15 protein-coding genes are annotated in these 13,078 nt (G+C 71.4%); 9 read left to right on the top strand and 6 right to left on the bottom strand.

Annotated features, from left to right (window positions below):
• Positions 1-41 precede the first annotated feature (41 nt).
• On the top strand, positions 42-401 hold the full coding sequence (locus ABFJ78_RS01790; RefSeq protein WP_043791039.1) for a rhodanese-like domain-containing protein: 360 nt from the start codon (positions 42-44) through the stop codon (positions 399-401).
• A 38-nt stretch (positions 402-439) separates the two neighbouring features.
• Positions 440-1,417 (top strand): DUF4328 domain-containing protein, encoded by a 978-nt coding sequence (locus ABFJ78_RS01785; protein WP_436383796.1) that lies wholly within the window; start codon positions 440-442, stop codon positions 1,415-1,417.
• On the opposite strand, the gene ABFJ78_RS01780 is transcribed toward ABFJ78_RS01785, so the two are convergent.
• Positions 1,414-2,010, bottom strand: coding sequence for a TetR/AcrR family transcriptional regulator (locus ABFJ78_RS01780; RefSeq protein ID WP_436383795.1), 597 nt, complete (start codon positions 2,008-2,010; stop codon positions 1,414-1,416). The genes ABFJ78_RS01785 and ABFJ78_RS01780 overlap by 4 nt on opposite strands.
• A gap of 89 nt (positions 2,011-2,099) precedes the next feature.
• On the opposite strand from ABFJ78_RS01780, the gene ABFJ78_RS01775 reads away from it, so the two are divergent.
• Positions 2,100-3,449 (top strand): DHA2 family efflux MFS transporter permease subunit, encoded by a 1,350-nt coding sequence (locus ABFJ78_RS01775; protein ID WP_436383793.1) that lies wholly within the window; start codon positions 2,100-2,102, stop codon positions 3,447-3,449.
• Complete coding sequence (gene mca / locus ABFJ78_RS01770; RefSeq protein WP_436383792.1) at positions 3,446-4,291, top strand: mycothiol conjugate amidase Mca; 846 nt, start codon at positions 3,446-3,448, stop codon at positions 4,289-4,291. The genes ABFJ78_RS01775 and mca overlap by 4 nt, the downstream gene beginning before the upstream one ends.
• On the opposite strand, the gene ABFJ78_RS01765 is transcribed toward mca, so the two are convergent.
• A complete protein-coding gene (locus ABFJ78_RS01765) occupies positions 4,281-5,447 on the bottom strand; it encodes a cytochrome P450 (RefSeq protein ID WP_436383790.1) in 1,167 nt (388 codons plus the stop codon). The genes mca and ABFJ78_RS01765 overlap by 11 nt on opposite strands.
• Before the next feature lie 53 nt (positions 5,448-5,500).
• Between ABFJ78_RS01765 and ABFJ78_RS01760 the strand changes: the two genes are divergently transcribed.
• From ABFJ78_RS01760 to ABFJ78_RS01745, 4 genes are all read left to right on the top strand, one after another.
• Positions 5,501-6,382 (top strand): DUF5926 family protein, encoded by an 882-nt coding sequence (locus tag ABFJ78_RS01760; RefSeq protein WP_436383788.1) that lies wholly within the window; start codon positions 5,501-5,503, stop codon positions 6,380-6,382.
• 686 nt (positions 6,383-7,068) lie between these two features.
• Positions 7,069-7,422 carry a DUF952 domain-containing protein gene (locus tag ABFJ78_RS01755; RefSeq protein WP_436383787.1) on the top strand — a complete coding sequence of 118 codons (354 nt, stop codon included), beginning with the start codon at positions 7,069-7,071 and terminating at the stop codon, positions 7,420-7,422.
• 195 nt (positions 7,423-7,617) lie between these two features.
• Positions 7,618-8,130, top strand: a complete 513-nt coding sequence (locus ABFJ78_RS01750; RefSeq protein ID WP_436383786.1) for a SigE family RNA polymerase sigma factor — start codon at positions 7,618-7,620, stop codon at positions 8,128-8,130.
• A complete protein-coding gene (locus tag ABFJ78_RS01745; RefSeq protein ID WP_436383784.1) occupies positions 8,127-8,951 on the top strand; it encodes a hypothetical protein in 825 nt (274 codons plus the stop codon). Before ABFJ78_RS01750 ends, ABFJ78_RS01745 begins: the two co-directional genes overlap by 4 nt.
• Positions 8,952-9,035: 84 nt before the next feature.
• On the opposite strand, the gene ABFJ78_RS01740 is transcribed toward ABFJ78_RS01745, so the two are convergent.
• The 3 genes from ABFJ78_RS01740 to ABFJ78_RS01730 form a co-directional block, all read right to left on the bottom strand.
• The gene (locus ABFJ78_RS01740; protein ID WP_372667686.1) at positions 9,036-9,590 is read right to left on the bottom strand and encodes a ferritin; all 555 of its coding nucleotides are present in this window, start codon (positions 9,588-9,590) and stop codon (positions 9,036-9,038) included.
• Positions 9,591-9,739: 149 nt separating this feature from the next.
• Entirely contained in the window at positions 9,740-10,927 is a 1,188-nt protein-coding gene (locus ABFJ78_RS01735) for an arginine deiminase (RefSeq protein ID WP_436385358.1), read from the bottom strand.
• Between the two features lie 40 nt (positions 10,928-10,967).
• Positions 10,968-11,780: a CPBP family intramembrane glutamic endopeptidase gene (locus ABFJ78_RS01730; RefSeq protein WP_436383783.1), complete on the bottom strand. Its 813-nt coding sequence runs from the start codon at positions 11,778-11,780 to the stop codon at positions 10,968-10,970.
• 22 nt (positions 11,781-11,802) lie between these two features.
• Here ABFJ78_RS01730 and ABFJ78_RS01725 point away from each other — a divergent pair, with 22 nt between their 5' ends.
• Positions 11,803-12,264, top strand: a complete 462-nt coding sequence (locus ABFJ78_RS01725) for a PPOX class F420-dependent oxidoreductase (RefSeq protein ID WP_436383782.1) — start codon at positions 11,803-11,805, stop codon at positions 12,262-12,264.
• Here the strand turns inward: ABFJ78_RS01725 and ABFJ78_RS01720 are convergent.
• The gene (locus tag ABFJ78_RS01720; RefSeq protein ID WP_436383781.1) at positions 12,256-13,053 is read right to left on the bottom strand and encodes a DUF2470 domain-containing protein; all 798 of its coding nucleotides are present in this window, start codon (positions 13,051-13,053) and stop codon (positions 12,256-12,258) included. The genes ABFJ78_RS01725 and ABFJ78_RS01720 overlap by 9 nt on opposite strands.
• Positions 13,054-13,078 lie beyond the last annotated feature (25 nt).

Here is a 13,078-nt window from a genome sequence, read left to right as displayed (position 1 = left end):
GGCGTTGACCTCACGCGCGGGCAACGCCCCCGCATGGCAGCATGGAGATCGTGGTGAGCCCTGCTGAACTGCCGACCGCCGAGGTCCGCGACCTGCCCAAGGACGGCCTCGTGCTGCTCGACGTCCGCGAAGACGACGAGTGGGCCGCCGGCCACGCGCCCGGCGCCGTGCACATCCCGATGGGGGAGCTGCCCGCCCGCGTCGGCGAGCTGGCCGACCTGCCCGACGACCAGCCGATCCACGTGATCTGCCGCAGCGGCGGCCGGTCCGCGCGGGCGGCCGCGTGGCTCAACCAGAGCGGCTGGGACGCGGTGAACGTCGCCGGCGGCATGGGCGCGTGGCAGCGCGAAGGCCGGCCGATGGTCGGCGAGCACCCCGGCATCGAACCCGAAGTGATCTAGCCTTGCAGCCGCCTCCGCCTGGGTACTGGCCGCGTCAGGTGCCGCCGCCTTCGGCGCAGCAGCTGCAGGGCCGGACGCTGGCCGCCCAGCCGGAGCCGTACCCGTACCACCGCCGTCCCCCGCACCGGCCGAAGCTGCGCTGGGTGGCGACCCCGCCCCCGGGCGCGTGGCCGCGCCGCCGGGTGGCGCCGCCCGAGCGGTACTACGGGCCGCCGTCGTACCCGGTGCCGCCGCGCTGGGGCTTCCCGAACCTGGTCTGGCGCCGTCCGACGTCGGTGCCCGGCACGGCGTCCGACGAGGTCCGGCCGATCGACCGGATGCCGGTGCTCAGCCGCAGCCTGATCGGCGTCCTGTTCGCGTTCGCCGTCCTGTCGGTGGTCGCCGCCGGCGCGGAGATCTGGCGGTACGTGCTGCTCGTCGAGGGCCGCGAGTCCGCGCTGAACCGCTCGGTGGTGGCGTTCTCCGACGGCTTCGTGCTCACTGCCGGCCTGCTGGCCTCGATCCTCGCGCTCCTGCCCGCCGGGCTGTCGCTCTGGTGGCTGCTGGTCGCCCGCCGCGCGGCGGCGGACGTCTCGGGCGACGACCCGCCGCGGCCGGTGTGGCAGGTGCTGGTCGGCGTCCTCGTGCCGGTGGCGAACCTGCCGATGGCGCTGTCGATCGCCGGCGAGCTGGAGCACGCCGTGCTGGGCCGCCCGCGCGACGTCCGGCCGAAGCCGTCGCGGCAGCTGCTCGTGTGGTGGGGCGCGTGGCTGCTGAACTGGGTCCTGCTGGGCGTGACGATCGCCTGGCGCTTCCGCGACGACGTGCAGTCGATGGCGGACAGCGTCGTCATGGTGGCGTTGACCGACCTGGCCGCGGCGTTCCTGGCCGTGATGACCGCCCTGGTCGTGCGGCGGTTCTCGGCCCTGCTGGCGCCGTCGGACGCGCTGGCCGTGCGCTCGATGCGCGTCCTGAAGGTGACGGACGCGCCGGAGCCGGAGCTCCGCAACGCGCGGCCCGCCGGCGCGGCGCGCTAGTACCCGCCCAGCACCGGTTCGAGCTGGTCGAAGGCCGCTTCCGCGGCCGGCCACAGCGCGTCGACGATGCCGTCCTTCGGCTGGTCGTCGAGGATCCGGTCGAAGACCTCTTCGAAGAGCACCCGCAGCACCGTCGCGAGGTGCGCGGCGGCGAGCCGCGGCTCGAGGCCGTCCTCGGGGTGCCGCTGGACCAGTAGTTCCGTCAGGCTCGCTTCGCGCTCGCGGTGGAGCTCGTGCAGCGCGTTCGTGAGGATCGGGCTCTGCCGGATCATGCGGGCGAACCCCTGACCGGAGAAGCCGACCAAGGCGTGCTGGGCGTCCAAGGCCTCGAAGTAGAGCTCGCGGGTGTCGTGGAAGACGCTGTCGTGGATCAGCGTCGTGGGCCAGGACGTGAAGTCCGCGCGGATGTCGAAGACCAGGTCTTCCTTGCGCGGGAAGTGGTTGGTCACGGTCATCTTGGCGACGCGCGCCTCGGCGGCGATCTCGGCGATCGTCACGTCCTCGAAGCCTTCGCGGATGAAGAGCTTCGTCGCGACGTCCGAGATGTTCTTCCTGGTCTCGTGCTTCTTCTGGGCACGGAGTCCCTCGCTCATGGCGTCACTCTACTGGGTCGGACCCAAGTTTGTGCTTGACCCAGTTCGTGGGTCGGACCTAATCTGAGGTTCGACCTAATTTCCTGGGGGTGGATGTGACTCTGACAGCGGCTCGTCCCGACGCCGCGCTGTGGCGGCTCGGCGGTGTCCTGATCATGGGCGCGGTGCTGTCGATCCTCGACGCGACGATCGTGACCGTCGGGGTCGACTCGATCGCCCGTGACCTGGGCAGCCCGGTGGCGACCGTGCAGTGGGTGGCCAGCGCGTACCTGCTCGCGGCGTCGGCGGCGATCCCGCTGTCGGGCTGGCTGGCCGACCGCTTCGGCGGCCGCGCGGTGTGGCTGACGGCGGTGGCGATCTTCACGGTGGGCACGCTGCTGTGCGGCTTCGCGTGGTCGGCACCGGCGCTGATCGCGTTCCGGGTGCTCCACGGCCTGGGCGGTGGGCTGATGCAGCCGGTCGGCCAGGCGGTGTTCGCGCAGGCGGCAGGCCCGGCGCTGGGCCGGATGATCGGCGTGATCACGCTGCCGGCGACGGTGGCCCCGGTCCTGGGCCCGCTGCTGGGCGGCGCCCTGGTCGCGGACTTCGGCTGGCGCTGGATGTTCTTCGGCGTCGTCCCGCTGGGCGTGGCGACGTTCGTGGTCGCGCGTTCGGTGCTCCCGGCCTCTTCGCCGTCCGATGCGCGTTCGCCGTTGGACGTCCGCGGGATCTTGCTGCTTTCGCCCGGTCTCGCGGCGTTCGTCTACGGCCTGGCCTCGAATGTGGCCGTCGCTTGGGTAGCGGGTGCGGTACTGCTGGTGGCGTACGGCGTCCACGCGTCCAAGGCGCCGTCGCCGGTGCTCGACCTGAAGCTGTTCCGGGACAAGGGTTTCCGGGTGGCTTCGGCCAGTACGTTCCTGCTGGGCGCGTCGCTGTACAGCTCGATGTTGCTGCTGCCGCTGTACTACGAGCAGGTGGCGCACGCGAACCCGTGGGAGGCGGGGCTGCTGCTGGCACCCCAGGCCGTCGGCTCGGCCGCGGTCCTCCTGGCGGGCGGCCGCCTCCTGGCCCGCTTCGGCCCCCGCCGGATGATGCTGGCCGGCATCGGCTTGTCCCTGCTGGGCACGGTCGCGTTCACCCAGCTCGGCTCGGCACCGAGCGGAGTCCTGTTGACGCTGTCGCTGCTGATCCGCGGAGCCGGCTTGGGCGCGGCAACCGCACCCGGCATGACGACGCTGTACGGCTCGCTGGAGCGGTCCCGCATTCCTCGGGCGGCGAGCGCGTTCAACGTGCTCAACCGCGTCGGCGGCTCACTGGGGACGGCGTTGCTGGCGGCGATCCTCCACAACGCTGCCGCACCACTGCCCACCGCGTTCGCCACGACGTTCACGTGGTCCTTGGCGCTGTCGGCGCTGACACTGATCCCGGCCGCGTTCTTTCCTGCGAGGAGCCTGCGATGACCTTCCGCCTCTTGAGCGTCCACGCCCACCCGGACGACGAGTCCAGCAAGGGCGCGGCAACGCTGGCCCGCTACGCGGCCGAAGGCGTCGACGTCCTGGTGGCGACGTGCACGGGCGGCGAGCGCGGCGACATCCTCAACCCGGCCATGGACACCCCGGAGAACCTCGCCGACCTCCCGGCGATCCGCCGCCGCGAGATGGCGGCGGCCGCCGAGATCCTGGGCATCCGCCAGCGCTTCCTCGGCATGACCGACTCCGGCCTGCCCCCAGCCGGTTCGCCATTGCCGGACGGCTGCTTCGCGGCCCTCCCGCTGCCGGTGGCAGCGAAGCCGTTGGTGGCGCTGATCCGCGAGTTCCGCCCCCAGGTGGTGATCACGTACGACGAAACGGGCGGCTACCCCCACCCGGACCACATCCGCACGCACGAAGTGACGCTGGAGGCGTTCACCGCGGCGGCCGACCCCACCCGCTACCCAGGCACCGGCGCGCCTTGGCGCCCCCAAAAGCTCTACTACCAAGCAGCCCTGAGCCGAGCGTGGTTCCAGGCCCTCCACGACGCGACCCTGGCGGCCGGCCTGGAGTCCTCAATGGCCGAAGTGCTGGCGGAATTCCCCACGGACCCACCGTTCGCGGTGACGACCAAGATCCGCTGCGAGCAGTACTTCGCAACGCGCGACCGAGCGCTTCTGGCCCACCGAACCCAGGTCGACCCAGCCCACCCGTTCTTCGCCCACTCCCGCGAGATCGAACGGAAAGTCTGGCCCCACGAGGACTATCACCTGGCTTATCCCGCGCCGGGCCCCAACCTCGAAGACGACCTCTTCACCGGAGTCACGCCGTGACTCGAAGCTCCCGCAACCCACGAATCACGAACTCCGGCCGCCGCGGCGGAGTCTCGACCAACCGCAGCCCCGGCAGCTTCTCCGTCAGCGCACTCAAAGCCGCGGCGATCTCCACCCGAGCGAGAGGAGCCCCCACGCAATAGTGAATCCCCATCCCGAACCCGAGGTGCGCGTTCGGCGTCCGCCCGATATCAAGCCGATCCGGTTCGTCGAACACCTTCGGATCCCGCGCCGCGGCCCCCAGCAGCGCGCCGATCTTCTGCCCCCGTGAAACCTCGAACCCGCAAATCGACACGTCCTCGGTGGCGGTCCGCTCGAACAGCTGCAGCGGCGCGTCGAACCGGATCAGCTCCTCCACACACGAATCCAGCAAGGAAGGAGACTCGACCAACCGCTCCCACTGGTCCCGGTGCGTGAGCAGCGCCGTGATGCCGTTGCCGAGCACGTTGACCGTCGCCTCGTGGCCCGCCATCAGCAGCAGCACCGCGGTCGCGACCAGCTCGTCCGGCGTCAGCTCGCTGCGCAGCAGGTCGCTGATGATGTCCTCCCCGGGTGAGGACGCACGTTCGGATGCCACCGACCGGACGTACGACACGAACTCGGCGGCTGCCCGCTCGGCGGCGTCGCGACCCTCCTCGGGCAGGCCGTACTCGTACATCTTCACGATCGCGTTCGACAGCTCGACCATCCGCGGCCCGTCCGTTCCGGGAACGCCCAGCAACTCGGCGATCACCGCGACCGGCAACGGCTGGGCCAGGTGCTCGAGGAGGTCCGCGCTGCCGTCGGCGGCGATCGCGGCCGCCAGGTCGTCGACCATCCGGGTGGCGAGTGTCGCGACCATGGGACGCAACCGCTGCACGTGGCCGCGGCCGAACGCGCCCGCGATCAGCCGGCGGAGCCGCGTGTGCGCCGGCGGCTCGTTCTCCAGCAGCGAGTTGCGGTGCAGCAGGTTGAACGACGCGAACCGTTCGAGGGGCTGCGCGTCCTGCCAGATCCGGCCGAGGCCGCGGTGGCGCAGCACCGCCGACGCCGAGGCGTGCGACACGGCGACGGCCAAGCCGAGCTCGTCGTGAAAATGGACGTCGCCCTGTTCGCGCAGGGCGGCGAACGCCGGGTACGGGTCTTCCAGGAACGCGGGATCGCGGGGGTCGAACACGTCGCGAGACTAACCCTTCGATAGCGTTCCAAGCCGAGCCAGAGGAGGCAGCAGTGGGCAAGGGCGCGCGCAAGAAGGGTCCCAAGCAGGCGTCGGACCGCAAGCCGAAGGTGCGCGACGTCTTCGTCGGCCAGCCGTTCGAAGGGCTGGTGGCGGAGCCCGAGCTGATCGCGCTGCGCGAGTTCGTGCCGTCCGCGACGGCCAAGCTCACCCTCGCCGACGGCGGCGACGTCACCCTCGGCACCGTGCTGCCGATGGCCGCGGCCGCGTTCGTCCGCTCGGACGGCGAGCGCTACCTCGGCCTCCAGGTGCAGACGCGCTCGTCCGACATCAGCCGCGACCTCGGCCGCTCGCTGAAGTGGCTGCTGGACGCCAAGGAGGGCGACGTCCTCGGCGTGCCGGACACGACGACCCCGCCGTCCGCCGACGAGCACGCCCGTCTCCAGGACCTGCTGACCCCGGGCGCCGAGCTCGACGTCACGCTCCACAAGGACTTCGCCTGGTGGCTCCCGGAGGACGCGGACGCGACCGGCGACGTCGCGGTCTCCCTCGAGCGCGCGAACGCCGCGATCATGCCGACCGAGCGCCTCGGCTCGGGCGCGTACTGGGTCCTCGCCGGCGAGAAGGCGCACCTGCGCTGGGTCCGCCCGGAGCCGGAGAACCTGCTGCTCCAGGCCCTGGCCCGCCTGTCCGCGGCTGGCGAGCTCAGCCTCGGCGAGGGCTCGCGCTACGCGGGCTCGTTCCGCGCGCACGGCCTCCTGGTCCCGGTGTGGGACCTCGACCCCGAGGCCCACGCCCGCGAGTGGGCGGAGGCGAAGGAAGCCCTGGGCACCCGCCTCGAGACGGCGCTGAAGTCGCTCGACACCGAGCCGCTGAACGCGGCCGAGCGCCGAGCCCGCGACGGCCTCATCGGCCGCCAGCTCACCCTGCGCTGACCCAAGCAACGACGACCGCCGGCCGGGCCCCCGCTCGGCGGCGGGTCGATCAATCTCGCCGCGCGGCCCGGCCACGGGCGGCCACCAGGCGGCAACCGCCCAGCCGCACCGACAACGGCCAGCGGACCGCAATGGCCCGGTCGCGCTGGCGGCGGCCACCAGGCGGCAATGGCCCGGTCGCGCCGACGGCGGCCACCGCGCGCGGTGGTGCCCTCGCCCTGCCCAGCTAGCAACTCCGAGCGGCCGGCCACCGCGCGGCAGCCGCTCTGCGGCGGCGCAGCCGGCAACCCCGGTGACTGGTCTGCGAGCGGTAGCCGACTCGCCGCGCCCAACAGCGGCCACCGGGCGGTAGTGGTCTCGCCGCGCCCAGCCAGCACCCGGCAGCCGCGCCACCGCACCTCGGTCGGCCACCCGAAGGCCGGCCGCCCGACGCCCAGCCGGTGATGCCGCCCGGCCGGCGGCCGAGCGGCCCGGTCCGGCGGACCGCCGCGGCCGGTCGGCGGCATCGATGGTCACCAGCCGGCCCGCCCGCCGCAGCCGGACGACCCCTCGAAAACTTTCGTCGGAAAGCACCGAACCGCCGCCCCGTCCCGGTGACCGGAAACCAGCTCAATGAGCGTTCAACCAGGCCTTATGTGGCGCACGAGACACCGCCGCCGGAACGCCGCGGTGGGACGATTCTCCGCGTGATACTCCACATCTGCGGGGCGGCCGAGTGGGCCGAAGTGGGCGAAGGCGGCGAGTACCGGCCGCCGTCACTGGGGGATGTCGGATTCGTGCACTGCTCCGACTTCGGCACGGCGCACCTGCCCGCCAACGCGCTCTACCGGGGCCGCGCCGATCTGGTGCTGCTCGAGATCGACCCGGACAAGCTCGGCGTGCCCGTCCGGTGGGAAGACGGCGAGCCGCCGCATCCTGCCGGCGTCTGGTTCCCGCACGTCTATGGTCCGATCCCGCACTCCGCCGTCGTCGGGGTGCACGAATTCAAAGAAACCGCGGATGGTGGCTTCCGGCTGCCCGCCGCGCTTGCCCGCCGCTGAGGTGGGCAACTCATCACCCGCCCGCGCGTCTCGGAAATCGGGCGGGAACGCGGGCAACCTGAGGGGGCTGTGATGCGTGTTGGGGAGGAAAGCGGCTCAACCCCGATGGGAGGCGATACGGTGACGGCTGCGGCACCCGTCTTCACCGGGGGAGATACCTGGGTGACCAATGCAGGCCGAGGGAGGGCCGCGACGTTGCCGGGTGAGTTGACCGACTTCGGTGACTTCGTGCAGGCCACCCTGCCGGGGTTGCTGCGGTATGGCCACGCCCTCACCGGCAACCCGCACGACGCCGCGGACCTGGTCCAGACCGTGCTCGAAAAGATGGGTTCGCGCTGGGCCTACGTGCACGAGAAGACCGGCGACCCGCTGGCCTACGTGCGCCGGTCGATGGCGAACGCGCACGTCAGCCGCTGGCGGCGGACGCGGCGCGAGAACCTCGTCGCCGATCTGCCGGACACCAGCCCGCACGTGCCGGACGACCCGTTCGAGCACGAGCCGCTGTGGCGCGCGTTACGAACGCTGCCGCCGAGACAACGGGCCGTCATGGTCCTGCGTTACTACGAAGGGCTCTCCGAAGCGGAGATCGCCAGTGCCCTCGGGGTCACGCAGGGCACCGTCAAGAGCCAGGCCAGCAAGGCGATCGCGTCGCTGCGGATGAAACTCACCGCGGCCGACATCCAAGGCGAAGGGAGTGACGCGGGTTGAACATCTCCGAGGACGAGCTGGAGCAGCGCCTGCGCGCGCTGTTCGCCGACGAGCGGCTGGACCTGCCGCCGCCGCCGGACGCCGGCACGGCCATCGTCGCCGGGGCGCGGCGACGTCGGCGCCGCCGCCAGGGCGTGCTCGCCGCGACCGGGGTCGCCGCCGCCGTCGTGGCCGTCTCGGGCGGGCTCACCATGGTCCACCTCCACGGCGAGGACGGCACCGCGGTGATGTCCGCCGACGGCTCTTCCATCAGCGTCAAGCCACCCGAGAACCTCACGGCCGGGCGGCAGCCCGACCCCTCGGTCCCGGGTCCGACCAGCACCCAGGACATCCAGGTCTCGGTGCCGCCCGCCTCGCCGACGTCGAAGGCCTCGCGGCCGCCGTCGGCCCAGTCGTCGTCGAAGCTGCCGCCCGTGCTCAGCGGGCCGCTGCTCGACCCGGACGGCTTCGGCACCCTCAAGCTCGGCATGTCCGAGGCCCAGATCGCCGCGCAGGGCATCACGCTCAGCGACGCGCAGGCCGGCGGCAGCTGCACCGTCTACACCGCGCAGGGCGGTGGCGTGCCGACGGCCGCGACCGTGGTGGTCTCGAAGGCGCTCGGGCTCGCGGTCGTCACGCCGACCCAAACCGCGCGTACCGCCGAAGGCATCGGTGCCGGGTCGACCAAGGAGCAGGTGCTCGCGGCCTACCCCGGGGCGAAGGACGAAACGGGGGGCGTCGTGGCTCCGGTCACCACCGGCGCCGACTACCACTTCCGGCTCGGCGACTCCGGGGTCGTGCAGACCAGCCTCGCGAGCGTCAACCAGGACTGCGCCGGCTGACCCGCCGGCCGCATGCGGAAACCCGGGCTGTCCACAGGGGGAGAGCCCGGGTTTCCGATTTTTGAAGTACTACAGCTCGAAGACTTACAGGGCCCCGCCGGCGACCGGCGGCATCCCGGAGTCGCGGCCGCCGTCGCCGACGGACTCGCGGTACAGGTGGTTCTCGACCTCGAACAGGTTGCCGTTCGCGCGCTTGACGACGTTCAGCAGCGTGTTCATCTGCGAGATCTCTTCGACCTGCTCCTTGAGGAACCACTGCGTGAACTGCTCGCTGATGTAGTCCTCTTCGGCGCGCGCGGCCTTGGCCATCGCGGAGATGTCGGTCGCGACTTCCTTCTCCTGCTCGAGCGCGAGCTCGATGACCTCGGTGACGCCGGAGAAATCGTTGCGCACTTCGCCCGTGCCGGGGATCTCGACGTGGTGGTCGCGGTCGAGCATGTACTGCACGAGCGCCATCGCGTGGTTGCGCTCTTCGACGGACTGCTTGTAGAAGTGCTTAGCCAGCTGCGGCAGGTCCTCGGCGTCGAACCACACCGCGAGCGCGATGTACTGCTGGGACGCGTTGAACTCGTTGTGGATCTGCGCCTGCAGCAGTTCGAAGAACTTCGAGCGCGGTTCTTTCTTCTTGGTGAGGGCCATGCAGACCAGAATAGATCAAGATTGGCGCGAATGCCACTCGGGACTGGTGATCTCGACCCTATTAGGGTTACCATTCCTAAAGAAGACAAACCTTATTTAAGTAAGCCTTCCCTAAATTGTCGTACACATTTAGGGAAGGCTTACTTCGTTCACTTCAGCGGTTCGCGGCGGATCGGGCACGACATGCACCGCGGCCCGCCCCGCCCGGAGCCCAGCTCCGAACCCGCGATCGGCAGCACCTCGATGCCGGCCGCCTCGAGCCGCTCGTTCGTCTCGACGTTCCGCTCGTACCCCACGACCACGCCCGGCGCCAGCGCGAGGGTGTTGTTGCCGTCGTCCCACTGCTCGCGCTCGGCCGTCACCGGGTCGAGGCCGGTGTCGATGACGCGCAGCCGGTCGATTTCCATCGCCTCCGCCGCGGCCGCCAGGAACGGCGCCGGGCCGGCCACCTTGACGCCGCCGTCACCGGTCGGGCGCAGCGTGAACGCCGTCAGCGAGTCACGCGCGAGCGGGTACATCACCACCGCGTCGGCGTCGACCATCGTGCACACCGTGTCCAGGTGCATGGTCGCGCGGGACTGCTCGATGGGCACCGCCAGCACGGTGTGTGCGATGCCGTCGGCGAACACCGACCGCGCGAGCGACTCCGCGCCCGCCGCCGTCGTCCGCTCGCCGACGCCGATGGCGAGGACGCCCGGCGCCAGCAGCATCACGTCGCCGCCCTCGATCGGCGCGGAATGGGCGCCGTACGCGCGGGCCGCGTGCCGGAAGTACGGGTGGTAGGCGTAGATCAGGTCCAGCACCGCGGTCTCGCGGCGACGCGCCGGCATGGTCAGCGACGAGATCGCCACCCGGTCGGCGATCCACGCCGACGAGTCGCGCGTGAACAGCAGGTTCGGCAGCGGGTCGACGGCGAAGTCGTGCGGGTGGTTCATCATCCGCACCAGCGACGCGCCCTCCGCGGACGGCAGCTCCTCGAACGTCATCCCGGCCATCAGCACTTCGGCGAGCCCGCCCGCGTCGACGCCGGAGAGGTGCGACCGCAGCGAGTCGGCGAGGTCGCCGCCGAGGCGCCGGTCGTCGACCGCCGCGTGCACGCCGGCCGCGTGGGCGCGGTCGTCGTCCAGCGCCGTCCGCAGGGCGTCGGCCAGCAGCAGCACCTCGACGCCGCGGCTGCGCAGCACCTCGGCGAACGCGTCGTGCTCGGCCTGGGCCCGGTCGACCCACGGGATCGAGTCGAACAGGAGCTGGTCGTTGTTGCGGGGCGTCAGCCTTTTGAGCTCGTTGCCGGGCCGGTGCAGCAGCACCGCGCGCAGGGGTCCGACTTCGCTGTCCACCCGGGGAGGTGTCGTTTCGTCGATCACCCAGCGAGCGTACTCAGGGCAACCAGGAAACGTGACCTTTGAGCAGCGAATATCCGACGAACGACACGAAGTCGAAGAGCGTGTGCGCGGCGACGAGCGGCCACAGCCGGTTCGTCTTCTGCCACAGCCGGCCGAACACCAGGCCCATGACGAAGTTCCCGACGAACCCGCCGAACCCCTGGTACAGGTGGTACGACCCGCGCAGCACGGCCGCGCCGAACACTGCGGTGTTCTCCCGGACGCCGAGCTGGCGCAGCCGCGTCAGCAGGTACCCGATGACCAGGACCTCTTCGGCGAACGCGTTGCCGAACGCCGAAAGCGTCAGCGTGACCGGCCGCCACCACGTGTCGCCCAAAGTGGACGGTTGCACCGCCAGGCTGAAGCCCAGGTGGTAGGAGATGAAGTACAGCGCCAGGCCGGGAATCCCGATCAGCGCCGCGAGCCCGAGCGTCAGCAACGCGTCCCGCCGCGGCGACCGGCGGTCCAGCCCGACCTGCGCCATCTTGATGCCCGCGCGCCACAGGAAGTACAGCCCGAGCGCGCCCCATCCGACCAGCTGGGCGGCCGAGAGCAGCTGCTTCAGCAGGTCGATCAGGCTCGCCGCGGCCTGCGGCACGTTGAGCTGGACCTGCTGCTGGGCCAGCGGCACCGGCTGCAGCAGCGAGTCCACAAGGGACAGCAGGCTGCGCACGCCGGACAGGCCGAGCGTGATCCCGAAGACGATCAGCAGCTCGACCTTGATCGCCCGGCGTTCGGCCGGGTCTTCGATCGCGCCGGGGAACTCGGGGCGGGCCGGGGCCAGCCACGATCGCGCGGTGAACGTCATGCCCGCACGCTACCGTCGGGATATGCCGAGGAGCATCGCCACCAACGAAACCGTCGACCGCGCCGCGCTGGTCGAGTTCCTGTCCACCCGCCACCGCGCGATCCTGCTGACCACGAAGGCCGACGGCGGGCCGCAGCTTTCGCCGGTCACGTGCGGCGTCGACGCCGAGGGCAGGCTCGTCATCTCGACCTACCCGAAGCGCGCGAAGATCGTGAACATCAAGCGCAACCCGAAGGTCTCCGCCTGCATCCTGTCCGACGAATGGAACGACCGGTGGGTCCAGCTGAACGGCACCGCCGAGGTGCTGGACATCCCCGATTCCGTCGAGCCGCTCGTCGAGTACTTCCGCGCCATTTCCGGCGAACACCCGGACTGGGACGAATACCGCGAAGCGATGGTCAAGCAGGGCAAGAGCATCATCCGCGTGACGATCGAGAGCTGGGGCCCGATCGCCAAGGGCGGGTTCCCCGCCGAACTAGCCTGACGCGCCGCCGCGCAGGAACGGGCAGCCGACCAGCCGCCGCAGCTCCATCGCGAGCTGCGGCGGGCTGTCGACGGACTTCGAGAACGCCAGCCGGACGTCGTGGTCGCCCGCGTCGGACTCGACGCGCAGCCGCAGCCCGAACCGGTCGAGCCCGAGCGGGCGGATCCGGCCGCCGCGCAGCTCCGCCGGCAGGTGCTTGGCCAGCTGGCCGACGACGTCGGAGTGGTCGCTCTCCAGGTGCCGCAGCCACTGGGCCTCGTAGTCGTGGAACGGGTCCGGCGGCGCCGCGCTGAACATGTGCGGGCGCAGCGAGTGCGTGCCTTCGGCGTCGGCGAGCACGAGTGACGCCGGGGTCAGCCGCAGCAGCGTCACGCCGTGGCCGACGTCGAGGAGGCGTTCGTCCGGCCGCGACTCGGCGATCGCCACCGCCCGCGCGCGGGCCGAGACCGGCGACAGCGGGCGCAGCCAGCCGGTGATCCACAGCAGCCCGCGGATCGGTTCCCGCAGGTCGACGGGTGCCTGGTCGGCGAGCTCGACCATCACGGCCAGCTCGCCGCGCTGGGTCTGCTTGGCCGCGCCGACCATCGGGTGGTCGTCCGGCAGCAGCACGCTGACGCTGCCGCTGTGGTGCACGTGGTGCAGGACCGGGACGACGCGCTCGCCGTCCAGGCCGGCGCGTTCGCAGGTGGGCATCAGGGACGCGGGACCGTTGCGGGTCGCGATCGTCTTCGCCCGCTCGGCGGGATTCGGTGCCGGCGGGCGGCGGATGGATGTCGGGGCCTCGGTCACGGCTCACCTCCTACTTAGGTGAGCC

The organism is Amycolatopsis sp. MEPSY49, from assembly GCF_051337345.1.
GTDB lineage: Bacteria > Actinomycetota > Actinomycetes > Mycobacteriales > Pseudonocardiaceae > Amycolatopsis.
The sequence above is the reverse complement of the archived record's forward strand: the minus strand, read 5'-3'. Positions and strand labels throughout refer to the sequence as shown.